18 protein-coding genes and 1 pseudogene are annotated in these 24,051 nt (G+C 62.5%); 14 read left to right on the top strand and 5 right to left on the bottom strand.

Annotated elements, in window-relative coordinates; all coding sequences use genetic code 11:
- Positions 1 to 90 precede the first annotated feature (90 nt).
- Entirely contained in the window at positions 91 to 1,041 is a 951-nt protein-coding gene (locus ACFOW7_RS14145; RefSeq protein ID WP_378165360.1) for an AraC family transcriptional regulator, read from the bottom strand.
- A 521-nt stretch (positions 1,042 to 1,562) separates the two neighbouring features.
- On the bottom strand, positions 1,563 to 2,837 hold the full coding sequence (locus tag ACFOW7_RS14150) for a S41 family peptidase (protein ID WP_378165363.1): 1,275 nt from the start codon (positions 2,835 to 2,837) through the stop codon (positions 1,563 to 1,565).
- 116 nt (positions 2,838 to 2,953) lie between these two features.
- Here ACFOW7_RS14150 and ACFOW7_RS14155 point away from each other — a divergent pair, with 116 nt between their 5' ends.
- From ACFOW7_RS14155 to ACFOW7_RS14185, 7 genes are all read left to right on the top strand, one after another.
- Entirely contained in the window at positions 2,954 to 3,736 is a 783-nt protein-coding gene (locus tag ACFOW7_RS14155) for a substrate-binding periplasmic protein (protein WP_378165365.1), read from the top strand.
- A gap of 376 nt (positions 3,737 to 4,112) precedes the next feature.
- Positions 4,113 to 5,126: a tRNA dihydrouridine synthase DusB gene (dusB, locus tag ACFOW7_RS14160; RefSeq protein WP_378165367.1), complete on the top strand. Its 1,014-nt coding sequence runs from the start codon at positions 4,113 to 4,115 to the stop codon at positions 5,124 to 5,126.
- A 21-nt stretch (positions 5,127 to 5,147) separates the two neighbouring features.
- Complete coding sequence (locus tag ACFOW7_RS14165; protein WP_378165369.1) at positions 5,148 to 5,384, top strand: Fis family transcriptional regulator; 237 nt, start codon at positions 5,148 to 5,150, stop codon at positions 5,382 to 5,384.
- 70 nt (positions 5,385 to 5,454) lie between these two features.
- A complete protein-coding gene (locus tag ACFOW7_RS14170; RefSeq protein WP_378165371.1) occupies positions 5,455 to 5,994 on the top strand; it encodes a GrpB family protein in 540 nt (179 codons plus the stop codon).
- Between the two features lie 13 nt (positions 5,995 to 6,007).
- A complete protein-coding gene (gene purH, locus ACFOW7_RS14175; protein WP_378165373.1) occupies positions 6,008 to 7,570 on the top strand; it encodes a bifunctional phosphoribosylaminoimidazolecarboxamide formyltransferase/IMP cyclohydrolase in 1,563 nt (520 codons plus the stop codon).
- 245 nt (positions 7,571 to 7,815) lie between these two features.
- Positions 7,816 to 9,114, top strand: a complete 1,299-nt coding sequence (gene purD, locus ACFOW7_RS14180) for a phosphoribosylamine--glycine ligase (RefSeq protein WP_378165375.1) — start codon at positions 7,816 to 7,818, stop codon at positions 9,112 to 9,114.
- Between the two features lie 359 nt (positions 9,115 to 9,473).
- Entirely contained in the window at positions 9,474 to 10,358 is an 885-nt protein-coding gene (locus ACFOW7_RS14185; protein ID WP_378165377.1) for a helix-turn-helix domain-containing protein, read from the top strand.
- A gap of 257 nt (positions 10,359 to 10,615) precedes the next feature.
- Here ACFOW7_RS14185 and ACFOW7_RS14190 read toward each other — a convergent pair.
- A pseudogene (locus tag ACFOW7_RS14190) lies at positions 10,616 to 10,927 on the bottom strand (transposase); the annotation flags it as partial.
- 67 nt (positions 10,928 to 10,994) lie between these two features.
- The gene (locus tag ACFOW7_RS14195) at positions 10,995 to 12,401 is read right to left on the bottom strand and encodes a discoidin domain-containing protein (protein WP_378165379.1); all 1,407 of its coding nucleotides are present in this window, start codon (positions 12,399 to 12,401) and stop codon (positions 10,995 to 10,997) included.
- 415 nt (positions 12,402 to 12,816) lie between these two features.
- Between ACFOW7_RS14195 and ACFOW7_RS14200 the strand changes: the two genes are divergently transcribed.
- Genes ACFOW7_RS14200 through ACFOW7_RS14220 form a run of 5 tightly spaced genes read left to right on the top strand, consistent with a single transcriptional unit; the run spans position 12,817 to position 17,506 of the window.
- Entirely contained in the window at positions 12,817 to 13,230 is a 414-nt protein-coding gene (locus ACFOW7_RS14200; protein ID WP_378165381.1) for a PTS sugar transporter subunit IIA, read from the top strand.
- 33 nt (positions 13,231 to 13,263) lie between these two features.
- A complete protein-coding gene (locus tag ACFOW7_RS14205; RefSeq protein ID WP_378165383.1) occupies positions 13,264 to 13,533 on the top strand; it encodes an HPr family phosphocarrier protein in 270 nt (89 codons plus the stop codon).
- 24 nt (positions 13,534 to 13,557) lie between these two features.
- Positions 13,558 to 15,285 carry a phosphoenolpyruvate--protein phosphotransferase gene (ptsP, locus tag ACFOW7_RS14210; protein WP_378165385.1) on the top strand — a complete coding sequence of 576 codons (1,728 nt, stop codon included), beginning with the start codon at positions 13,558 to 13,560 and terminating at the stop codon, positions 15,283 to 15,285.
- A complete protein-coding gene (rfaQ, locus tag ACFOW7_RS14215; protein WP_378165387.1) occupies positions 15,285 to 16,376 on the top strand; it encodes a putative lipopolysaccharide heptosyltransferase III in 1,092 nt (363 codons plus the stop codon). Before ptsP ends, rfaQ begins: the two co-directional genes overlap by 1 nt.
- The gene (locus tag ACFOW7_RS14220) at positions 16,373 to 17,506 is read left to right on the top strand and encodes a glycosyltransferase family 4 protein (protein ID WP_378165390.1); all 1,134 of its coding nucleotides are present in this window, start codon (positions 16,373 to 16,375) and stop codon (positions 17,504 to 17,506) included. The genes rfaQ and ACFOW7_RS14220 overlap by 4 nt, the downstream gene beginning before the upstream one ends.
- 333 nt (positions 17,507 to 17,839) lie before the next feature.
- Here the strand turns inward: ACFOW7_RS14220 and ACFOW7_RS14225 are convergent, their stop codons facing one another.
- Positions 17,840 to 21,811, bottom strand: a complete 3,972-nt coding sequence (locus ACFOW7_RS14225; protein ID WP_378165392.1) for an FAD-dependent oxidoreductase — start codon at positions 21,809 to 21,811, stop codon at positions 17,840 to 17,842.
- 567 nt (positions 21,812 to 22,378) lie between these two features.
- Between ACFOW7_RS14225 and ACFOW7_RS14230 the strand changes: the two genes are divergently transcribed.
- Positions 22,379 to 22,978, top strand: a complete 600-nt coding sequence (locus ACFOW7_RS14230; protein WP_378165394.1) for an immunity protein Imm33 domain-containing protein — start codon at positions 22,379 to 22,381, stop codon at positions 22,976 to 22,978.
- A gap of 294 nt (positions 22,979 to 23,272) precedes the next feature.
- Positions 23,273 to 23,980 (top strand): hypothetical protein, encoded by a 708-nt coding sequence (locus ACFOW7_RS14235; protein WP_378165396.1) that lies wholly within the window; start codon positions 23,273 to 23,275, stop codon positions 23,978 to 23,980.
- The last annotated feature ends 71 nt before the right edge of the window (positions 23,981 to 24,051 follow it).

A 24,051-nucleotide genomic window follows, 5' to 3' on the forward strand; every position in this document is an offset into this window, starting at 1 on the left:
TATATCTAGCATTTGGTTTGCAGAAATATTTCCATCTGACCTGAAACGGCTCCCGTCCCGCCCCAACGGCGCCTGTCCCACCAGCAAACGCTACAAAGGCCGCACCGGCAAACACAACTGGCACTCGATGGTGGCCGTGGCGATGTCGTAATAGGCGTCGCTTGGGTAGTACTCGAAGAACGGCCGGCCGTCGGGCTGCATGCCGCTGCTGGGCAGCCAGTCGCGCAGCAGTTCGGTCCAGGCTTGGGTGGCGAGCGGGGCCGGGCCGCGGAAATGGGCGCTGGCGTAGCGGCCACCGGGCAGTACGGCGATATTGGCCGGGCTGGTGGCGACGAAATCGTCCGGCACGGCCACACAGGCGTCGTAGCGACACTTGTCGGGTGCCGTGATGCCCGGGTCGTCGTGGCCGACCCCGTAACGCGCGGCGTTTTCAAGGCCATGAGCCTGGATCCAGGGCCAGACGGTCTGCTGCCAGAAAGCAGTGACGCCTGGGCCGTAGGCACCGATACGGCGCAGATAGGCGACCCGGACCGGGGCGAAATTGACGAGCTTGATGTCCATCGTGAACTCCTTGTTGAGAGAGTCACCATGATGACCATGGCAGCCCGCCGACGACTGATCGGGCTTGCGCTGATCCTGATCGAGATTGCTGTCCCGACGGCGCTGCCGCGCCAGTTCCTCGGCCCAGCGCTGCGGTGAGGCGACGCGCCACTCGGTCGGGGTGCAGCCAAAACGCTGGCGGAAGGCCCGCGCAAACGCCTCGCCCGAACCGAAACCGACCCCCAGCGCAATCGTCAGCACCGGAATATGCGGCTGATTGGCCAGATGAGCCGCCGCCATATCGAGCCGCCGACGGCGCAGATAATCGCCCAGCGTCTCACCCATCCAGGCCGAGAACATCCGGTGGAAATGAAACGGCGAGAAATGGGCGATCTCGGCCAGACTCTCCAGATCGAGCGCACTGTCGAGATGACGGTCGATATGGTCGAGCACCCGGTTCATGCGCTGAGCGTATTCCGATGGCTTGCGAGGGGACTGCAATATCGATCTCCTGTCTTGTCTATCTGCCCTGCTGAAGCGGCCAGCCGCTCAGGAGGAAGCGCGTTTGCCGGCTGTCCGGACCGGACCCGATGCGACGATCCCCGACAGGCTGGCGCAGCGGAATTCAGGCGGGTCCGCGACAGCCCGCTTGTCGCGCCCCAACCAAAAAGCCATCCGTCGTGCTCCCTGTCGGCGGCCGAGAGGGAGGCAAAGCTCACTGGAGACTTTTCATAGAACCTGGCGTCGGAGGGGCTGCATAGAGCGCGTCAGGTTCTGGTCGAGCAAGCAGCGTTACTGGGGAGTCCAATTGAAGCGGAAATGCGCCAGAGGCATTTCCACAGCGTGTCCGGACCTCGAAGTACAGGCGTGCAGCGCCCCGCCAGGCTTGCTTGCGACGCCGATTCAAACAGAATGCGCTAGCGCATTTCCAGTCGATTCGGCGTCAGTGTGTCCGGCCCTCAAGGTGCCGGCTCCTAGCGCTCCACCAGACTTGCTGCGACGCCGATTTCAATGGAAGTGCGCTAACTGCCAGCCTTGAGTGGCTGCAATTCTCCCGCACAGCCCGCCTTGGCGCCCGCCTGGGCCGGACGTGGTGCCTGCAGCATCGCCAGCGCGGTGGCCAGGGCGGGGTCGGGGGCCACGGCTTGTGCGGGGCAGGGGATAAACGACTCTCTGGGCGTGCCATCGATATGGAACAGCTTTTCGGTCGGGATGCGCACGGTCAGCTTTGAATGCTCAAGCGTGAAGTTGAAGATCGCGCCGCGCAGACGCGCCATCGGTGTTCCCACCACTGCTGCCCCGCGTGCGCCGTGGAGGCCGATGGCCAGACCCTCGCCCATGCTGCCGGTCCAGCGCCCGACCAGCACCACGACCGGTGCGGCAAAGCGCTGGCCGCGCGGAGTCACATATTCGACCCAGCGCCGCCGGATACCGCTGGTGCGCTCGTCCCAGACCTGTTCATGAATCTGGTAAGGCGACTCGCCGGCCACCAGCCGACCCATGATGCCGCGCGCCACGATCGAATTGCCGCCGCTTGGGGTATCGCGCAGGTCGAGAATCAGTCCTTCGCTGCCGGCCAGTTGTTCCAGCGCCTGGTCGAATGCTTTGACGGTGCGTTCGTTGTCGCCCAGCGAATTGTGCAGACGGATATAGCCGAACCGTTTCTCCAGCTGCGTCGCCGTCAACGGCTCCGTCGCCTTGGCAAAGCCGGGCAGATATTCCAGCGTGCGCGACGTTTCTCCGTCCTTGACCGTCAAGCGCATCGGCTGCTTATTCTGCCGGCCGGCCAGCGCCGTCTGGAGTGCCCAACGTTGGGCCTCCGGGTCAGGGGCGCGCAGAAAGCGGGGCTGATGGCGGGCGACTGCCTCAGCCACGGCGATGCCGTCGATGGCCAGCACTTCCATCCCCGCGCGCAGGCCCGCCTGTTCGGCTGCCGAGCCGGGCCGCACTTCGCGCACCATGACCCGGCCATCGTGCCACTCGGCCCACAGCGAGGCGCCCGTCGGCACCGGACGCGGCGACTCGGCATCGGAGCTGCCGAGCTGGACATGGTCGTCATAGAGTTCGGCCAGCGCGCCTTCGAGCGCCCGCATCAGGGTGCGCCGGTCGGCGTCGGGGGTGAGCCGGGCGCGGTAGTGGCTACAGACCTTGTCCCACTGGGTGGTTTTGACATCGAAATAAGCGTAGCCCTCGGCTACCGAACGGCAGAATTCATCAAAATCTGCCAAGGGGCCACCAGACTCCGCCTGGACTCCCAAAGCCAGCATCCCCACGCCTGCCAGCAGCAGTTTGCGCATATCGATGATTCCCTCATTGAATGAGCCGATCCGGCCCTTACCGGTCGGCAGCTCAACCGTATCGACGGGACGGAATCAGCGTATAAATCGAAGCGGATCAGCACCAGGAGAGCCTCATGACGCTGCTGCGTCACGTCTTGTTAGGGTTGGCTGCTGCGCTTGCCTGTGCCGAGACACCGCTGGTCCGGATCGCCACGGGCGAGCTGCCGCCCTATGCCACCGAGCTGCGGGCGGACAGGGGCATTGCGCTCAGCATTGTCCGACGTGCTTTCGAGCTGGCGGGCTATCGGGTCGAATATATTTTTCTGCCGTGGTCGCGCGCCCAGGCCGAAACCAGGCTCGGCAAATGGGACGCCAGCGCCTACTGGGGCAGAACCGACGAGCGCGAACGGGATTTCTGGCTGAGTGACAATGTCGTCACCGAGCAATGGGTGTTCGTCTACCGCAAGAACATCGAATTCAACTGGAACAGCTTCGAGGATCTGCGGCCCTATCAGATCGCCATCATCCGCGACTACACCTATACGCCGGAGCTGCGCGCCATGCTGAACAATAGCGATCTGCGCACCGATCCCACCCCCGACGATCTGGCCGCGCTGCGCAAGCTGGTCATCGGCCGGGTTGACCTCGCGCCCATGGAGCGCAATGTCGCCTGCGACATTCTCAGCCGCTACTTCAGCGAAGGCGAAGCCAACCGCTTGCGCGCCCATCCGAGACCGATGACCGAAAGCTTCACCACCCATCTGCTGCTGCCGCGCTCGCGCCCCGATAGTCTGCTGCTGCTGCAAGCCTTCAACGGCGGCCTGAAGAAGTTGTACGAATCGGGCGAACACGCCCAGTTGCTCAAGCAGATCCGTTGCCCCAACGGCTGGTCGGATGTCATCACCAACCCCAAGTGAAGCGGGGCCGCCTGCATCAGGCTGCCCCGTCGCGTGCGGTCATGCTGCCCCATCCTCGTGGGCAATCCGAGACGCCCCGTCGCATGGCCGGGTCCTGACTGGACAGGCGGCCTAATAGCCTCGTCGGGCCGTCAGCCGCAAAATGATAACCTCTCGCCATGCGTAATATTTTTCTTTATTCATGTATGAATCTATCTATTTTGCAATGCTTTTGCGCATTTGTTTATTTTCTGCCGAGATCGGCCTTGCGGCGGCCCTGGGTGACCCCGACAGGTACCCGGTCACTGTGTCGCGTTTGCATAAAATTTAAGCGAAACCGCTTCGCGTTCCGGATTGCTGCCCGTAAAATAGCCGCCTTTTCCCTGTCGCCCCTGTCATGCGTATCGGTCCCTACACGCTCAGAAACCGCCTGATCGTCGCGCCCATGGCGGGCGTCACCGATCGGCCGTTCCGGATGCTCTGCAAGCGCCTGGGCGCCGGTCACGCAGTCAGCGAAATGATCACCGCCAATGCCATGCTCTATGGCACCGACAAGACCCGCCGCCGCGCCAATTTCGAAGGCGAGCTGGCGCCGGTATCGGTTCAGATCGCCGGTTCCGACCCGGCCCAGCTGGCCGAGGCGGCCCGGCACAATGTGGCGGCCGGGGCGCAGATCATCGATATCAATATGGGTTGCCCGGCCAAGAAGGTCTGCAATGTACTGGCTGGCTCGGCGCTGTTGCAGGACGAAGACCGGGTGGCCCGCATCCTGGAAGCCGTGGTGGCGGCGGTGGATGTGCCGGTGACGCTCAAGACCCGTCTGGGCTTCAAGAACGGCGAGGAAAACATCCTGCGGGTTGCCCGGATCGCCGAACAGGCCGGCATCGCCGCCCTGGCCCTGCATGGCCGCACCCGCGAAGACATGTACAACGGCTCGGCCCGCTACGAGCTGATCGGCGAAGTCAAACGGCTGCTCAAGATCCCGGTGATCGCCAACGGCGATATCGACTCACCCGAAAAGGCCCGTGCCGTGCTGGCCGCGACCGGCGCCGATGCCATCATGATCGGCCGCGCCGCCCAGGGCCGGCCTTGGATCTTCCGCGAGATCGACCACTTCCTCAGCACCGGCGAACATCTGCCGCCGCCCAGGGTGGACGAGATTCGCGCCATTCTGGTCGAACATCTCGAAGACCATTACCGCTTTCACGGCGAATACTCGGGCTGCCGCATCGCACGCAAGCATATCGCCTGGTATACCAGCGGCCTCAAGGGCTCGAACGAATTCCGCCAGGCCATGTACCGACTCGATTCGACAGCCACCCAGCTGGCGGCCGTCGAGCAGTATTTCGCCGGGCTGGCCGCCGAATCCGAGCGTCTGTGCTACGAACCGTCCGCCCGGCTGGCGGCCTGATATAAGAAGAGGGATACCAACATGCAAGGCAACGAGCATATCCGTCGTGCCGTGGTCGATACGCTGGAGCAGTACTTCCGCGACCTCGACGGCGAAGCCCCGACCGCGATCTACGACATGGTGCTGACCTGCGTCGAGAAACCGATGCTCGAAGTGGTACTGGACCGCGCCCAGGGCAACCAGACCCGTGCCGCCGAACTGCTTGGCATCAACCGCAATACCTTGCGCAAGAAACTGCAAGAACACGGTCTTATCTGATTGGATTTGGTAGGTCCGCCGTCGATTCCGGCGCGCGCCGGGTAGACGGCAGCGACGGAAAGTGACTGTCATGCTTGGCCTTCCCCCGCAACGGGTCGAACTGCACCCCTCCCACCCCGACTGGCCCGCTGCCTTTGTCGCCGAAGCGGTGCGGCTGGCCGAGGCGCTGGTGCAGGCGGGTCTGCCGCCGTTCCAGCTCGAACATATCGGCAGCACTGCCGTACCCGGTCTGATCGCCAAGCCTATCCTCGACCTGCTCGGTGGTGCCGAGGATTTCTCCGCCCTGGCGGGCTGGGTCGCCGCGCTGGAGAAACTTGGCTACACCTATAAGGGCGAATTCGGCATTCCTGGCCGCCATCTGTTCGTGCTGGGCGAGCGGACCACCCATCATCTGCATCTGGTCATCAGCGGCGGCCGATTCTGGCGCGACCATCTTGCCTTCCGCGACGCCCTGCGTGCCGATCCGGTGCTGCGTGAGTCCTATGCCGAGCTGAAACGCGACTTGGCGCAGCGTCATCGCGACGACCGCTCGGCCTACAGCAGCGCCAAGGGCGACTTTATCGCCCAGGCGACTGCCCGCGCCGTGGCGACGATTTCCCCCCAACCGTAACGAGCTGTCCACCATGGTCAAAATCCAACGTGCTCTGATCAGCGTCTCCGACAAGACTGGCGTTCTCGACTTTGCCCGCGAGCTTGCAGGCTTTGGCATCGAAATCCTCTCGACCGGCGGCACCGCCAAGTTGCTGGCCGATGCCGGCATTCCGGTGATCGAAGTCGCCGATTACACCGGTTTCCCCGAAATGCTCGACGGTCGGGTCAAGACCCTGCATCCGAAGATTCACGGCGGCATCCTCGGCCGGCGCGATCTGCCCGAGCATGTGGAGACCATGATGCAGCATGGCATCGGCAATATCGATCTGGTCTGCGTCAACCTCTATCCGTTCGAAGCGACCATCGCCCGGCCCGATTGCAGCTTTGCCGATGCAATCGAGAATATCGATATCGGCGGCCCGGCCATGGTGCGCTCGGCGGCCAAGAACCACGCCTTCGTGGCCATCGTCACCGATTCGGACGACTACCTCGGTCTGATCGAGGAGATGCGCAGCAACGATGGCAGCCTTGGCCCCGTCACCCGGCGCCGGCTGGCCCAGAAGGCATTCAGCCATACCGCCGCCTACGATGGCGCAGTATCGAACTATCTGACCGGGCTCACCGAAGACGGCGAGAAGCTGACCTTCCCCGAGCGGCTCAATCTGCAATTCCACAAGACGCAGGACATGCGTTACGGCGAAAACCCGCACCAGGCGGCCGCCTTCTACCGCGACCTTGATCCGGCGCGCGGCAGCCTGGCCCATTACTGCCAGCTTCAGGGCAAGGAGCTGAGCTACAACAATATCGCCGACGCCGACGCCGCCTGGGAGGCGGTCAAGGCGTTCGACGGTCCGGCCTGTGTGATCGTCAAGCATGCCAATCCGTGCGGGGTGGCGGTGGCGGCCGATCCGCTGACTGCCTACCGGCTGGCTTTTGCCACCGATACCACCTCGGCCTTCGGCGGCATCATCGCCTTCAACCGCGAAGTCGATGGCCCGACGGTCGAAGCCGTCACCGGCCAGTTCCTCGAAGTGCTGATCGCCCCGGCCTTTACCGACGAGGCGCGCCAACTGATCGCCGCCAAGAAGAATGTACGGGTGCTCGAAGTCCCGCTCGAAGACGGCGCCAACCGCTTCGACCTCAAACGGGTGGGCGGCGGCCTGCTGGTGCAGACGCCCGATATCCACCGTCTTGGCGTGGCCGATTTCCGTGTCGTCACCAAGAAGGCGCCGACGCCGCAGCAGCTCGATGATCTGCTGTTTGCCTGGCGGGTGGCGCAGTACGTCAAATCCAACGCCATCGTATTCTGCGGCGGCGGCCGCACGCTTGGCATCGGTGCCGGTCAGATGAGCCGGGTCGATTCGACCCGGATCGCCGCGATCAAGGCGCACAACGCCGGCCTCGACCTCAAGGGCTCGGTCTGCGCCTCGGATGCCTTCTTCCCGTTCCGCGACGGTGTCGATGTGATTGCCGAAAATGGCGTCGCCGCCATCGTCCAACCGGGCGGCTCGGTGCGCGATGAGGAAGTGATCGCCGCCGCCGACGAGCATGGCATCGCCATGGTGGTGACGGGCGTACGGCATTTCCGCCATTAAGCGCCAGGGCGTCCGGCCCGGATGAGCCGGATGCTGGCAAGGCACCAGACGAATACGGTGCCTTGCCGTGGGGCGCGGCTAGCAGCGAATGGAGGCGCTGCGAAACTTCAGGTTTCAAACGATGGCTGGTGCGCTGTTTCGGGTAAAGCCGCCTCTGCGATAATGCCAGGCCGAGGTGTCAGGCATGGGGGCTGCAACACGGTTGCAGCCTCCATACCTGACCCCTTACCGAAAGCCAAACAGCTATGAACATTCTCGTCATCGGCGGCGGCGGGCGCGAGCATGCGCTGGCCTGGAAGCTGGCGCAGAGCCCGCGCGCTCCCAAGGTCTATGTGGCGCCGGGCAATGCCGGTACCGCTCGCGAAGAAAATGTCATCAATCTGCCGCTGACCGAAATTCCCGACCTGATCGATTTCGTCAAACGCGAAAACATCGCCTTTACCGTGGTCGGCCCCGAAGCCCCGCTGAGCAAAGGGCTGGTCGATGCCTTCCGCGCCGCCGGCCTCAAGGTCTTCGGTCCGACCCGCGCCGCGGCCCAGCTCGAATGGTCCAAGGATTTCGCCAAGGACTTCATGGTCCGCCACCATATCCCGACCGCCCATCACCGCACATTCGCCAATGCCGACGAGGCCCATACCTATGTCGATCTGCGTGGTGCCCCGATCGTGATCAAGGCCGATGGCCTGGCCGCTGGCAAGGGCGTGATCGTCGCGATGACTCTGGAAGAGGCCCACAACGCCATCGATGCCATGCTGCTCGACAACAAGATGGGCGACGCCGGCGCCCGGGTGGTGATCGAGGACTTCCTGCAAGGCGAAGAAGCCAGCTTTATCGTGATGGTGGACGGCAAGCACGTCCTGCCGCTTGCATCGAGCCAGGACCACAAACGCCTGCTCGACCAGGACCAGGGCCCGAACACCGGTGGCATGGGCGCCTACTCGCCCGCGCCGGTGGTGACGCCTGCGGTGCACGCCCGCGCCATGCGCGAGGTGATCCTGCCGACCGTGGCCGGGATGGCACGCGAAGGCACACCGTTTACCGGTTTTCTCTATGCCGGCCTGATGGTGGGCGACGACGGTGCGGTCAAGGTGGTGGAATTCAACTGCCGCATGGGCGACCCGGAAACCCAACCGATCATGATGCGGCTCAAGTCCGATCTGGTCGAACTGGTCGAACACGCACTCGATGGTCGGCTCGATGCCATCGAGGCCGAATGGGACCGACGGGTGGCGCTGGGGGTGGTCGTGGCGGCTGGCGGCTATCCCGATGCGCCGCGGCAGGGCGATCCGATCACCCTGCCGCGCACGACGGGCGAAGAGGTGCATATCTTCCACGCCGGCACCAAGATGGCCGGCAACGAGGTGGTCAGCAGCGGCGGCCGCGTTCTGTGTGTCACGGCGCTTGGCGACAGCGTGCGCATTGCCCAGCAGCATGCCTACCAGGTGCTGGAAAACATCAGCTTTGCGGGAATGCAGTACCGCAGCGATATCGGCTTTCGCGCCATCGCCCGCAAAACGCCGGCACCGGGCGACAGCAAGAAGTAAGCACATTGCCTAAGCGGCATCAAACGGCGAGAAGGAATTTCTCGCCGTTTTTGTTTTGTCATATAAATTTATATTTTTTAAATCAAAAGCTATGGATCTTGCATTGGATTTTCATATTATTTTATTTTGACTGGATGCAATCATCCTGGGCCGCCCTGGGACATCAGGGCAGGCCACCGGGCTTATAAGGCCAGCCATTCTGCGGGAAGCTGATCGTACTGAGCCCTCCCACCTGTGCCACCAGTGGGACAACGCCACGGCTGATCTGGTCGCCCGTGCGGAGGCATCACGCCAAAAAACATCAAGTCAGCTGACCGGGCGGGCGGCATCCTGTAGGGGTTGCCAGACGGAACCGGCCCATGAACCACTATCTCAACCGCATCCAACGCTCGCTGGACCATATCGAAGCCCACCTCGACCAGCCGCTGCGGCTGGAAACACTGGCGGCGCTCGCCTGCTATTCGCCGTGGCACTTCCACCGGGTGTTTCTTGGCCTGGTCGGGCTGCCGGCGATGGACTACGTGCGCAAGCGCCGCCTGTTGCGCGCGGCCCGGCTGCTGGTGGAGAGCGAGCGGCCGATTATCGAGATTGCACTCGATCATGGTTTCCAGTCGCCCGAGGTGTTTCTGCGCGCCTTCCGTCGTCTGTTCGGCCTCACCCCGAGCGCCTACCGGCAACGCGGCCGTCTGCCGCCCTCAAGCGGGCCGGCCCGGCTCAGTCCCTACCCCTACCACCCCTATCTCGGAGGATTGACTATGCAAGCCCGTATCGTTGAACGCCCGGCCATGTCGCTGATCGGCTATGCCCTGCGCACCAATATCCACGAGCAACAGCACGAACAGGAGATTTCCCGTTTCTGGCAGGACTATCTGGGCAGCGAGCGCGAGCGCCGGCTGCGCGAAGTGTCGATTGCCGACCATGAATACGGCGTCTGTAGCGACTTCGATCCGGCCAAGGGCGACCTGAGCTATTCGATTGCCGTCGAGGCCGATCCGGCCGCCAGCGTGCCAGCAGGCGCCCAGCGCCATGACTGGCCGGCCGTGTCGTGCGCGGTATTCTCGGTGCCGCCCGTGACCGACCCGTCCGAGTTCTCGGGCGCCATCCAGCAGACCTGGAAGATGATCATGGAGCAGTGGTTCCCGCAAAGCGGCTATGTGCCGGCCGAAGACGCCCAGTGCGAGCGCTATGACTTCGGCAATGCGATGGAAGTGGAAATCTGGGTGCCGATCCGTCAGGCCGACTGAACGGACGTCATGGAAAGGACAAGGCTGGCTGTTTCGCCCTTCGGGGCGTAACAGCCAGCCTGTTTTGCTCGCTGGCGCACAAAATCTGCGCAGAATTTTGCAGAAACTACAGATGTGAGTAATTCCGACTCCGCAGCGGAGCGTGACCTGGCGGGTCAACCGGCCATGCCGGCCTGTACCTGACTCGATACCCGGTTGCTGCGCATTGCATGGCTGCGATGGCGGCGCCGTACCGGCGGGGGCGGCGGTCGGTTCAGGTCAAAGCGGGCCCGTTCCCAGTTGATCTGGTCGCAATGGCGCAATTGATCGACAAAATGCAATTGCAGACGCGCCCATACCCCATTGCGCTGCCAGTCGCGCAAACGGCGCCAGCAGGTCATTCCGCTGCCACAACCCATTTCCTGCGGCAGGTCTTCCCAGGGAATCCCGGTCTTCAATACAAATAAGATGCCGGTCAGCGCCGCCCGGTCCGGCACACGTGGCCGGCCGCCGTGGGGCGACCGAGGCACGATCGGGATCAGCGGTTCGATACGCGACCATAAGGCATCGGAAACCAGCGCTTGTGCCATATGACTTTTCTCCGACTTCGTCACGACGATGACAAAACTCTGGCAAGCCGCGTGCCCATCGCAGCACTTATCGATAAGACGGTGGCAATGTCTCCTGTAGACCCTGCTTCGGTGCCGCGGCCGGCAAGCGGGCGAAATCGCGGACACCCAGGATGCTTCCCTCGCCCCACCAGACCCCGTCAGGAATCTTGCTGCCGGCGTAATAGAGCCGGAATCCGCTCGTGTTATGCCACAGCATCGGCGACCAGATGGCGATGCTGTCCCATTCGCCGCCAAAGGCCGAAAACAGCGGCCGCTCGTCGTGGAAAGCCAGTCCGTCGTTGGAACTCGCCAGATAGATGGCGCTGGGTGGCAGGTAGACGTCGTCCGGATGGGTCGAATAGCTGTAGTACCACGCGCCCGCCTCATCGCGGCTGACCCGGCCGTGCGAGACCGGTCGCGGCGTCGGTACCGGCTGCGGGGCCGAGAAATGGTGGCCGTCCTCGCTCTCTGCGCGGTACAGCGTCTGTCCCGTGCCGACGTAATAGAGCACGATGCGGCCATTGAGGTAGAACGGGCTGGGGGTCTCGATATAGTCAAGGCTGGCGCGGTCGGGCAGCACGATCTCGCCGTGCTTGTGCCAGACGAGGCCCGGCGCCGCGGCGGTGGCGTGGTAGAGGCGCAGATGGTCGAGCGGGGCGGTGCGCGGGCTGACCACGTAGTACATATGCCAGACGCCGTTGCCGTCGATCACCACGCCCGGCGAGCAGGACAGGTCGTCGGGCGCGTCGATTTCCGTGCCGCGCACCACCACCTGATCGTTGATCCACTCGCCCCAGCCGCCGCTGTAGCTCTCGGTGCGCCAGACAGCGTCGCCGTCCTTGCCATCGATGACGGCATTCTTGCAGTAGTAGATCAGGTAGCTGGCCCAGCCCGGCTGGTGCATGACCCAGGGCGAATACTGGCTCCAGCCCGGGTCGGTCGGCTGCTGGGTCAGATCGAGCGGGTCGATCGGCGCCTTGGCCATTTCGGCAAACGGGCTGGCCTGGCCTTCGACTTCGATCTCGCGCCAGGACACCCAGGAATTCGACCCCAGTGTTTCGACCTTGATATAGCGTACGCCGCTCTGTCCGGCAGCAAAGCGCAACAGATCGCCATCGGCGGTGTACTGGCCGAAATGGCGGCCAAGCCGGTATTGCCCGGCTGCGTCGCCCAGCCAGATACGGTGTTCGCTCAGCCCATCGGGTGTCTGCCGCACATGGAGCCTGACCTCATCGACGTAATAGGGCGCACCCAGATCGATCTCCACCGTGGCCGGCGCGTAATCGCCGGCATTCCAGGCCGTGTCGAGCCGGCCATCGACCAGCAGCGAGCCTGGTGCGTCGGGGGCGGCGCTGCTGGCCAGGACCGGCCGCCCGAGCGCCAGATTGTCGGCCTGGGCCACACCGAGCAGTATCAGCAGTGCAGCCAGCCATAGTCCTTGTCGCTTCGCCATTGTTTTCTCCTTGCCACGCCAGGCGTCTTCGATGCGACGCCCTGATGGCGGTCATTTCTTCTTAGGAAAATATTATGCAAAATATTTACAAGATGGGCGGCCATGTATAGAAATAAAAGAAAATTTTCTTATGAAAGCCAGGGTTTCTTGCTGGCGGCACCGCTGCCCGGCGGATGACAAGCCGGTTGGTTTCAGGTTATCTGTAGCGGTCTCCGCTTTTGCGATGCAGCAAGCCAGATACCGGTGCTCTCCATTCTGATTTCTGCGAGATAACCGCTTGTCAGGTGGGTCGTTTGCAGAATTTTTTATATTTATCGCATAACGGGGCCTCTAGGCGGTTTGACAGCGCGTAGCGCCGTTCGGCCTGTTAGAATCCGGTGCAACCCTGCATCGTAAAAACAATCGAGTTCCGACCATGGTGGGATTTTTGTTGCTGACGCATTACGGACTGGGCGAGAGCCTGGCGGAATGCGCCGCTCATGTACTGGGCCGGCCGCTGCCGCAACTGCGGCATCTGGCGGTCAACCGCCAGGACGATCCGGATATCTTGCTGGCCCGGGCGCGCGAATTCGTCCAGGCGCTCGATGACGGCGCGGGCGTGCTGGTGCTGACCGATATCTACGGCGGCACCCCGTCCAATATCGCCTACCGGATGATCGAGCCGGGCCGGATCGAAGCCTGCGCCGGGATCAATCTGCCGATGCTGGTGCGTGCGCTGTCCTACAGCCACGAACCGCTCGAAGTGGTGGTCAGCAAGGCGATCACCGGCGGGTTGGAAGGAGTGATGTATATGTTGCCGCCAGTGGCGCGCGAACGCGGTCTCGACTGATCGCCCTGACCCTCTTTGTCGTGGATCACCCCCATGCAACAACGTGAAGTCGACATCATCAACAAACTCGGGCTCCATGCCCGGGCCTCGAGCAAACTGACCCAGTTGGCCAGTCGTTTCAAATGCGAGGTCTGGCTGTCGCGCCAAGGTAAGCGCGTCAACGCCAAGAGCATCATGGGCGTGATGATGCTGGCCGCCGCCAAGGGCAGCCGGATCACCGTCGAAACCAACGGCGACGACGAGGAAGCCGCGCTGGCGGCGATTACCGAGTTGATCGCCAATCGGTTCGACGAGTCGGAATAAGCGGCGTCATCAAGGAGCGACAGTATGGCCATCACCCTGCACGGGATAGGCATAGGCGGCGGAATCGCCATCGGCCGCGCCCATCTTGTCAGCCACACCGATCTCGAAGTGGCGCATTACGAGATCGACGAGGCGCAGGTCGCCGCCGAGATCGCCCGCTTCGACGCCGCCATCCGTACCACCCGCAAGGAACTCGAACAACTGTGGGGCAGCATTCCCGACAACGCGCCGACCGAACTGGGCGCGTTTCTCAGTCTCCATGTGATGCTGCTCAACGACCACACCATCTCGCGCGAACCGCGCGACATCATTGCCAGCAAGCGCTGCAACGCCGAATGGGCGCTCAAGTTGCAGCAGGACCGCCTGCTCGAACAATTCGACGAAATCGAAGAGGAATATCTGCGCGAGCGGCGCGCCGATGTGATCCAGGTGATGGAGCGCATCTTCAAGACGCTCGACGGCCGCCCGGGCAGCCGTTATCAGCCGCCCGAGGACAGCCATCAGTGCATCCTGGTGGCGCACGACCTCAGCCCTGCCGATATGGTCACCTTCAAGGAGGCCGATTTCGCCGCCTTCCTGACCGATGTGGGCGGGCCGACTTCGCATACCGCCATTCTGGCGCGCAGCCTCGATATTCCTTCGGTGCTGGCATTGCACCATGCCCGTCAGCTGATCCGCGAAGGCGAGACCGTTATCGTTGACGGCAGCGCCGGCGTGGTGGTGATCGACCCCGACGCCACCATCCTGGCCGACTACAGGGCACGGCTATCGGCCTTCACCCAGGAAAAACGCCGTCTGCAAGGTCTGCGCAGCACGGTGGCCGAGACCCGCGACGGTACGCCCATCGAACTGATGGCCAATATCGAGGTGGCCACCGATCTCGATCTGGTGCGCAACAACGGTGCGGCCGGGGTTGGCCTCTATCGTTCGGAATTCCTGTTTCTTGGCCGCGACGACCTGCCCGACGAGGAAGAACAGTTCCAGGCTTACAAGCAGGTGCTCGAAGGCATGCAGGGTCTGCCGGTGACGATTCGCACGGTCGACCTTGGCCGCGACAAGATGCCCCGCTGGGCCGATGACACCGACAGTCCCAACCCGGCGCTGAGTCTCACCGGCGTGCGGCTGTGCCTGGCCGAGCCGATGCTGTTCCGCACCCAATTGCGCGCCCTGCTGCGCGCCGGCCGCTATGGGCCGCTGCGGCTGATGATTCCGATGCTGTCGTGTCTGGCCGAAGTCGAACAGACGCTGTTCCATCTGGAGCAGGCGCGGCTCAGCCTGGCTGACGACGGCATTCCCTATGCCGAAGACATCCTGATCGGCGGCATGATCGAAGTGCCGGGCGCAGCGCTGACCGTGTCGCATTTTCTGAAACGGCTCGATTTCGTGTCGATCGGCACCAACGACCTGATCCAGTACACGCTGGCGGTCGACCGCGGTGACGACAGCGTGTCCCATCTGTACGACGCGCTCCACCCGGCCGTGCTGCAACTGATCGCCGGGGTGATCCGGGCGGCCGACAAGGCCAATAAGCCGGTGTCGATCTGCGGGGAAATGGCCGGCGACCCGAAACTCACCCGCCTGCTGCTGGCGCTGGGGCTGCGCCGCTTCTCGATGCATCTGGCCCAACTGCTCAACGTCAAGCAGGTGGTGCTGACCACCCATCTTCAACAGACCACGTCGCTGGCGACCAAGCTGCTCAAGGCGGAAGACGCCGGGCGTGTGCGTGAACTGCTGGCCGAACTGAATACCTGATGTTTGTCATCGCCCCCCCGGACGCCGTACCGCTCGATCAGGTACGGCGCGCCCTGTTTATCAAGCTGCGCCATCATGGCGATGTGCTGCTGTCCGGCCCGGCCCTGGCGGCGCTCAAATCGGCCGCGCCGCATTGTGAGATCGACGCCCTGGTCTACCGCGATACCCGCGATATGCTGGCCGACCATCCGGCGCTCAGCCGGCTCCACACCATCGACCGCCAATGGAAGAAGCTGGGTCCGCTGACCCAGCTTGGCCATGAATGGCGGCTGCTGCGCGAGTTGCAGCGGCGCCGCTACGATCTGGTGGTGCATCTGACCGAACATCGGCGCGGCGCCTGGCTGACCCGGCTGATCAAGCCGCGCTGGTCGGTGGCGCCAGCCGGCGACTACGGCAAATTCTTCGCCCGCAGCTTCAGCCACCGCTACCCGCTGATCTACGACAACCGCCGCCATACGGTGGAACGCCATCTCGACGCGCTGCGCCGCCTGGGCATCTTCCCCGAGGCAGAGCGGCGGCTGGCGATGGTGCCGGGGGTCGAGGCCGATGCAGTAGTGGAAACGCTACTGGCCCGCCATGGCCTCCAGGGACGGCCTTTCGTGGTGGTCCATCCCGGCTCGCGCTGGATGTTCAAGTGCTGGCCCGCCGCCCAATTCAGCGCGCTGATCGAGCGCTTGCAGAACGCTGGCTGGCCGGTGGTCGTCACCGGCGCCCCGGACAAGGTCGAAGCGAAGATGATCGAAGCCATCGTCGCCGCCCTGCCCACGCCGCCCGTGGTGCTGCAAGGCCAGTTGACGCTCAAGCAGTTGGGCGCCCTGATCGGCCGCGCCCGGCTGTTCGTCGGGGTCGATTCGGCACCGATGCATATCGCGGCGGCGATGCAGACGCCCACTCTGGCGCTGTTTGGCCCATCGGGTGAAATCGAATGGGGACCGTGGCAGGTCGAGCATCGCTTGTTGACCTCGGACCATCCCTGCCGCCCGTGCTATCGCGATGGCTGTGGCGGCGGTAAGCGCAGCGAATGCCTGGAGGCGATCACCTTGGACCGGGTGTGGGGGGCTGCGCAGGAATTATTGGAACCTGCCAAATGAGTGCGCCACGTATAGCCATCATCAGACAGAAATACAATCCAGCTGGTGGTGCCGAGCGTTTTGTCTCGCGCGCGATCGCAGCCTTGGCCGGTGAAGTCGACATCACCCTGGTGACCCGGCGCTGGGAAGAACACGCGGGCTACCGCCATCTCAAGGTCGATCCGTTCTATCTCGGTTCGGTCTGGCGCGACTGGGGCTTTGCCAATGGCGTCGGCCGGGCGCTGCAAGGGGCCGGCTTTGATCTGGTCCAGTCGCACGAACGGCTGCCCCATTGCGACCTGTACCGCGCCGGCGACGGTGTCCACCGCGAATGGCTGCGCCAGCGCGGCCGGGCACTGAGCGGCTGGCAGCGCCTGTCGCAGCGCTTCAACCCCTATCACTACTACGCGGCCTTCGCCGAACGGCGGATGTTCCAGAGCCCCCGGCTGCGCGCAGTGATCTGCAATTCCAAAATGGTGCGCGACGAGATCTGCGAATGGTTCGATTTCGATCCAGCGCGTCTCCATGTGATCTACAGCGGCATCGATGCCGAGACCTTTCATCCCGATCGCGCTCGTGAACGCCGACAGGCACTGCGCTCGGCACTGGGCATCGGGCCGGATACCGCCACCCTGGTCTACGTCGGCTCCGGTTTCGAGCGCAAAGGCGTGGCCACCTGCCTGCATGCCCTGGCGCTGGCCGGCGGCGATACCCGTCTGCTGGTGGTCGGCCACGACAAGAAGGCCGCGCGCTATCAAGCGTTGGCGGCCAGGTTGGGCGTGGCCGGACGGGTCCATTTCGCCGGCGCACAGAAGCAGGTGATCGATTGGTATGGCGCGGCGGATGCGCTGTTTCTGCCGACGCTGTACGACCCGTTCCCCAATGTGGCGCTGGAAGCCTTCGCCTGTGGCCTGGCGGTGCTGACCAGCACCAAGTCGGGCGCGGCGGAGTTTGTGCTGGAAGGCCAGAACGGCTTTGTCCGCGATGCGCTCGATGCAGCGGGCTTTGCCGACCTCATCCGTGCCCGTCCGAGCAGCCGCGACTGGGACCGATTCAGCGAGCCGGCGCGGCAAACCATCCTGCCCTATTCGCCTGCGGCGATGGCGGAGCAACTGACGGCCTTGTACGGGGCGCTGTTGGCCAAGCCTTAACGCCACAGCCGAACCTGTTTCAATTCCCTCGGCCCACTGCCGCGCAGCGGTGCAGTGCAGCAGGACGTTGAATAGACTGGGTTTCCGGACAGCGTTGCGAGAACTGAAAAAATGGTGCGTAGGCACTCTATGTGGCAGTGGTACTCGCTCAGTATCGGAGTCGGCCCCGACTCACTCTCGGACAGCCTGTGAAAGCGCGACGTCCGGCTCGTCCACCGTGTCCAGTGTCACTACCCCCTGACGAGGTGGCCACAAGCTGCGCTGGCCTTCACCTGAACAAACAAAAACGGGGCGCCATCGCAGCGCCCCGTCGTTCCTACCAGTCCAGCCCGATCATGTCTGGATCGTATTCATCACATTGTTCGGTGTGATCAGATCAAACACCACCGTGGCCGGGATCGCCGTTGCAGTCGGATGCGATTGCAGATAGTTGGCCGTATCCCTGGCCTGACGCAAGGCGATGGCTTCGCCGATCTTCACCACGTCCTGGTAATAGGCGAAGACCGCATTGCGCAGGGCCGGGTCAACAAAGCCGTAGCTGTCTTGCAGGACATCGACCGAAGGCTCCAGCACGCCACGGCCCAGCACCGTCTCGGGGTAGGGGCCCTGGCCCGTTACCGAGGCGTTGATCTGCACATCCATGAAGTTCATGTTGCCGATCGCCGGGTAGGTCGCCGTCTGTGAAGGCAGACAGGCCAGTATATCGGCCGGCGCCCACTGCGACGACGGCTTGGTCGGCAGCGGATACATCAGCGTCGAGGCATTGGGCACAAAGGCGGCCTGGTTGTAAGCGCCGTCGTTGATCACCGTGTGCTGGACCGAGAACTGCCAGATAAACATCGTCAGCACCTCATGCAGTACCGGCACGGTCTTCACTTCAGCGGGGAAGCGATGGGCCACCGTCGTGCCATCGACATGGTTGAAGGCCGGGATCAGCTTGTTGAAGAAGCGCTGGAGCTGAATATCGGCCGCAATCGCCTGATCGCCGCCGGGATACTGGATGGCGATGAAATTGCCGACAAAGCGCGAGATGGCCTCATACCACAGGCTGGCATCGTGGAGGTAGGCATAGGAGAACGGCGTCTGCTCGACCCCGCGCCGCTTGGCATCGAGCGGGATGGCCAGATCGAGGAAGCGGAAGCGATCCTGGTCGTAGTACATCTTGTCCTGCAACTGATAGTTGCCGATCCGGCCGCAGGAGAAGATCAGGTCGTAGATAAAGCCGATGTTGTAGACGCCGGGCGCACCGTTGGCCACCCGGGTGGCGGGGAAGGACTCGGCATAGGGGTTGTAGTCGCGGTTGTAGATGGTCTGCTGGAATTCCACCGTCTTCACCACATGCGGCTGTAGCAGCTTGAACACCGGATGCTGCTGGAACGGCTCCTTGGAATGAGGCACGGTGGCTGGGTTGAACACCTCTTCCGAGAACAGCGCGATCGACACCATGGCGCAGATCTGGTGGGTCAGCAGTTGATGGAAGCCCACGTCGTGGAGCGACTGGCCTGCACAGTTGGTCTGCATCTTGGCCAGCAGCCAGGCATTGTCGGCATTGGGCATATCGGGCGTGAACAGCTCGCCGCCGCGCTCGAGTTGAATGCCGACCGGCATCAGCTCCTTATTGCTGTTGACGGTAAAGAAGACCAGCGGCTTGGCCAGGTAGTAACCCACCGGCGTCACCGTGCAGGCTTCCAGATAGCGCCGGTAGTTGGCCACATACTGCACCGAGGCCATCGGCCCGAGCCGCTGCGGGTCGCTGATGCCGGCTTCGGAAATCAGCCGGTCGAGTTCCGGCACAGAGATCTTCTCCAGCAGCGTCGGCATAAAGCCTGCCAACTGCTGGCGGGCGAATTCGTCGTCGTCCTTGAGCCAGAACTTGGGTGCCGGAATCGTCTGGAAGTTATTGCCGTAGTAGATGCTCTCCAGCATCGTCACCGCCGTATCGGTATTGACCGGCTTGGTCGGCAGCTTGGCGCGCTGGGCGACATTGTCGTTCCAGGTCGCGTTGAGCATGGCCAGCACCTGCTTGTCCTGGTTGGTGGACTTCATCGATTGCGGCACCGTGTCGTAATCGGCCACGAAGGCCGGCACCTGGCCGGTGAACACATACTGCTGGTCGCCATAGATGCTGCTGGTGCCGCCCGGCGGGATCGAGGCGGCATTGCGGTCCACCTCGTTGTAGAGGTAGGCATAGGACATCTCGCTGGCCGTGGCCGGGTCGCCTTCGACATCGGGTACCGAGAAGGTGCCCCAGGTCGCCTGCATCTGCTTGACCTTCTCGGTTTCGCCAGCGTGTTGCAGGATATTGAGCACCGCGTTGTAGGCCGAATCGAGCGCCCCGACGATCCAGCCATGGTGCACCGAGCAACATTCGCCGGCGAAGTTGAGGCTGCCGTTGAATTCGGGCATCAGCAAGGTGGGATAAAGCTCCTTGAACTGACCCGGGTTGAACAGCGCAAACGCGCCGCCGCCCGCATGTTCGTCCCAGAACCAGGTCTTGGTGGTGACGCCATCGTTGTAGCCGGCGAAGCACTCGTAGATATCCACATCGGGATAGAGGTACTGGATGCCCTTGAGGCATTCCGCAATGCGTTCCTCATCGCTCAGGGCGCCCAGCTTGCGCGCATCGAGCGCCCAGCAATACACCTGCAATACCCCCTGGTCGGCCGCATAGCCATAGGACGGGTAGATGATCTGCCGGTTGGGCCGGTCGGTCGCCGCTGCACCATAGCCTCCCTCCTGCCGCTCACCCACCTCGGTCCAGAACTGGCGCTTGAAGGTCAGGAAGGCCTTGAACGAGTCCATATAGTTGCATTCGCGGATCGCCTGCGCCTTCTCGAAGGAAATGCCTTCGAGCAGGTTTACCCGGTTCTGGCCGTTGAGATAGGCGCCGTTGGGCAGCGTGGTCACCACATAGGGATAGACCCGCTCGAATTCGCTGCCGTCTGCCTGGCGACGCACCGTCATCCGCATACCGCCCTGGCCACTGTGCAGACTGGGGTCGTACCGCAGCGCCGTGACCTCGTGTTGCAGATGGACCCGCTCCTTATAGCGATCGGGGGAAACCTCCTGACATAGCTCGATATCCGCATACTGCGCCGTGGCCTGCGGCGGCTTGGCGTCGGCGGTCAGATTGGGCGGGTTATAGCTGTAGGGGCCGCCTGGCTGGGAGGGCAGCATGCCGACCTGGATCTGTGCGGTGATCCCTTCCTCGACTGTCACCGCATCGGCCAGATTGAGCACCGTCTTGCAGGCGTCGGGGAAGCGCTGCATGCCCTGTTCGACCGTCAGCATATAGATCCCGTTGTCCTCGGGCCGATACGGGTCTTTGCTGCCGCCCCAGTCGTAGACGGCGATCACCATTTCCACAAAGGAGACCGAGTACATCCCGCTGCCGACATTGGTTGTTTCGAGGAAGTTGGCCACCGACCAGGGCAGCAGATCACTCTTGGCCCCCATGGCCGGATCGTAGTATTGGCCCAGATCACCCAGCCGGAACTGGGTGGTCAGGTAATCCCACATCGAATACTGGTCGAACTGCATCAGCAGCTCGAAGCCTTCGGCAAACGAGCGGTTGATGGCCGACAGGAACGGCGCGTTGACCTGGTCGAGCACCATATTGATCGGCAGATAGCTGTTGCCGTTGCTGTCCTGGCGCGGCGTGACCCACACCAGCGGCACATCGCCGCCCTTGCCCACGCCGAAATTGAAGCTCTCCAGCGCTGCCTGACCGGCCGTGGTGAAGCTGGCCATATTGTTGTAACGCAGCCGCTGCTGCGGCGAGTCGTAATAGAACTTGCGCCAGTACACCTTCTGGTCGTGCAGGCCATTGCGATCGAGCACGGCATTGACCGCCAGCGCCAGTTGCTGGACCGGCAGCATATCCTCGGAAAACTGCGGCAGCCGCATCCCGCCCACTTCGCCATACAGGCCGGCGCGGTTCACATTGTTCGGGTCGTAATCGCGCGAATACCAGGTCTGGATACGCCCACCGACCCGGGCCGAGGTCTCGAACAGCTCGAACTCGATCCCCAGCGATTGCAGAATCAAGCCGGCGAACATCCCGGCGAAACCACCGCCGACAATCCCGACCTGGGGCGTTTCCGCTTCCAGATCGAGGGTATGGGCAACCGGCCCATGCCTTGCCCGCAGCGAGGCGGCCCGCTGACGTTGCTCACTGACCCGGGTACGGTAGTCTGCCCCATGATTGGCCAGTATCCAGCGCGAAAACGCCGCGCCGAGCGAGCCGCGCTGCGGGGCGTGGCGCGGAGGTGAAACGGTGGTGGCGTTGAATTGCAGAAAGCTCATGATCCCTTCTCCTTGTAGGCACTTCTTCTTTGGTGCTGCATGGGTTCCACCGGGCGATACAGCCCGCTTGCGGTGGCGTTATAAGACTCGGCACGGCCAGCAGGCCGTCGTACGGTCAGGCAAAAGGGACTGGCCAACGACACGTCTCAGCCGGTTGCACCAATCTTCGGTATAAACAAGGAAATTGACGGGAAGTGCTGCATTTCTAACGGAACAGCGCGGAGCCGATGGGCGGAATTCGAGTCTGTCTTTGATGCGGCTGTGTGGCGGGGAGGAGGATTTAAATGTCGAGGCATCCGTTTGGGGTGGACCACAGTATTAGGAAATTAAGCTGATATATTTATTTTCCTTTAAATATGGCTATATATCTGGCAACTGTTATGCGTAATTATTTAATTTGTGTCTGCTTGCTTTTGAAGACAATCAAGCAGGGCTGAACAAGAAAACCCACCAACGGTGGGTTTTCTCTTGAGCTAGACCAGTGCTGGCGATTGGTAAAACCACCTGAAATAGGGTCAGATGGCTCAAGGTATCATGCGCCAACACAACCCTCGCTTCGGATTAGCTATGCCCTCCTGGTTCCTTGAGGACGCCACCGCGATTGCCGCGGACTATCCCTACACCTTCTACAAACCGTCGAGTCAGGTAATCAGCAAGGTGGCCGTTGGTGAAGTCGTGAAGCTGATCTTCCGCTTCGACAGCGACGACCCCGAGGCGCCAGGGGCCGAACGGATGTGGGTCCTGGTGGAATCGGTTGACGGGCAGGGTGGTTTCAGCGGCAGGCTCGACAATCAGCCGCGGTATATCAAGGACCTTCAGCCAGGCGACCCGATCGCCTTTCGCGATATTCATATCATCAACACCGACCACGACGACCACGACAATGTGGTCAACCACTATCTCCTGCGCTGCTATGTCACCAAGCGTGTTCTGCAAGACGGCGCCAGGGTCGGCTATCTCTACCGCGAAGCGCCGGAGCAGGACAACGACAGCGGCTGGCGGATCATGGCGGGCGATGAATCGCAGGCCTATATGGATGACGACCAAAACGTAGCCTATGTCTCGCTGGGCGCCGTGCTGAACCGCGACGATGCGTTTGTTGATCTGCTGGAGGCCGAGATTGGCGCAGAGTTCGAGCGCCACGAGGATCGGTTCGTCCGCCTGTAGAGAACGCATGAGGTTCCCGGGCGGGGAGCACGTTTGGCCCAGGTTGAGTCTGGGATTGGTGGGAAGAAGTCTTTTTTTGCGTATTTACGCATGACTATGCTGCATAGTCTGGTCATGCTATGCGCAAATATTTGTTTATGAGTGGAATGTAGAGTTTTTGCTTGTCACAGTCTTGTCGTGAAGGCGGTACGGCTGGCGAGAAATAATTAGTAAATGTGAATATTTGGGTTATAAGATTCACCCCCCTCTCGCGGGGGCGAATCTTATTCAAATGTGAGCAAAGAAAGTCATCCCATGATGTTCAAGAAACTAGCGTTGATGGCGGCAACGGCCGGCATGCTGCTGCTGAGCGGCTGCGCTTCGATTCAGCAACCGGTGCCGGTCAAGCCGGCTTTCTGGCAGGGCAAGGACCAGGGTGTCGCCATCGTGGTGCCGACGCTGCCCAAGGCCGTGGCGATGAAGGTGGGCAATCAGGGTCTGCTCGATGTCGCCATCAATTCGGCGCTGGCCAATCCTTTGGAAACCCATCTCAATAGCCTCGACCTCAGCGAATTCAACCGTGTTGCGCAGAAGATCAACGACGGTCTGGCGGCCAAGGGCTTCAGCCAGGTGACGATCGTCAATGGCTTTGATCTGAGCAAGCTCCAGGAATTCAAGGATCAGAAACCCGGCACCGGTTTTGCCAAACAGGATTTCCGGCCGCTGGCGGCTTCGATGAATTCAGGCAAGGCCGTGGTGCTCAAGGTGATGGCAGCCGGTACGGTGCGCGCCTACTACGGCTTTATCCCGCTGGGTGCACCGTCGGCGAAGTTCATGGTGGAGGCCCAGATCGTCAATCTCAAGGACAACTCGCTGGAGTGGTATCAGAACTTCGACCGTACCCAGCCGGTGGCCGATCCGTGGGACCAAAGCCCCAACTTCCCCAATGTCACCAACGCCGTCTACCAGAACGTCGATGCCGTGGTGAACGATATCGTCAGGGAACTGACGACCAAGGGCTGACGCGATGCCATATCGCGGCTGACCACGCCTGGCACAAGAAACCGCCCGGGCATCGGGCGGTTTTTCGTATC

The organism is Chitinimonas lacunae (assembly GCF_042650885.1).
In the GTDB taxonomy this organism is placed as follows: domain Bacteria; phylum Pseudomonadota; class Gammaproteobacteria; order Burkholderiales; family Chitinimonadaceae; genus Chitinimonas_A; species Chitinimonas_A lacunae.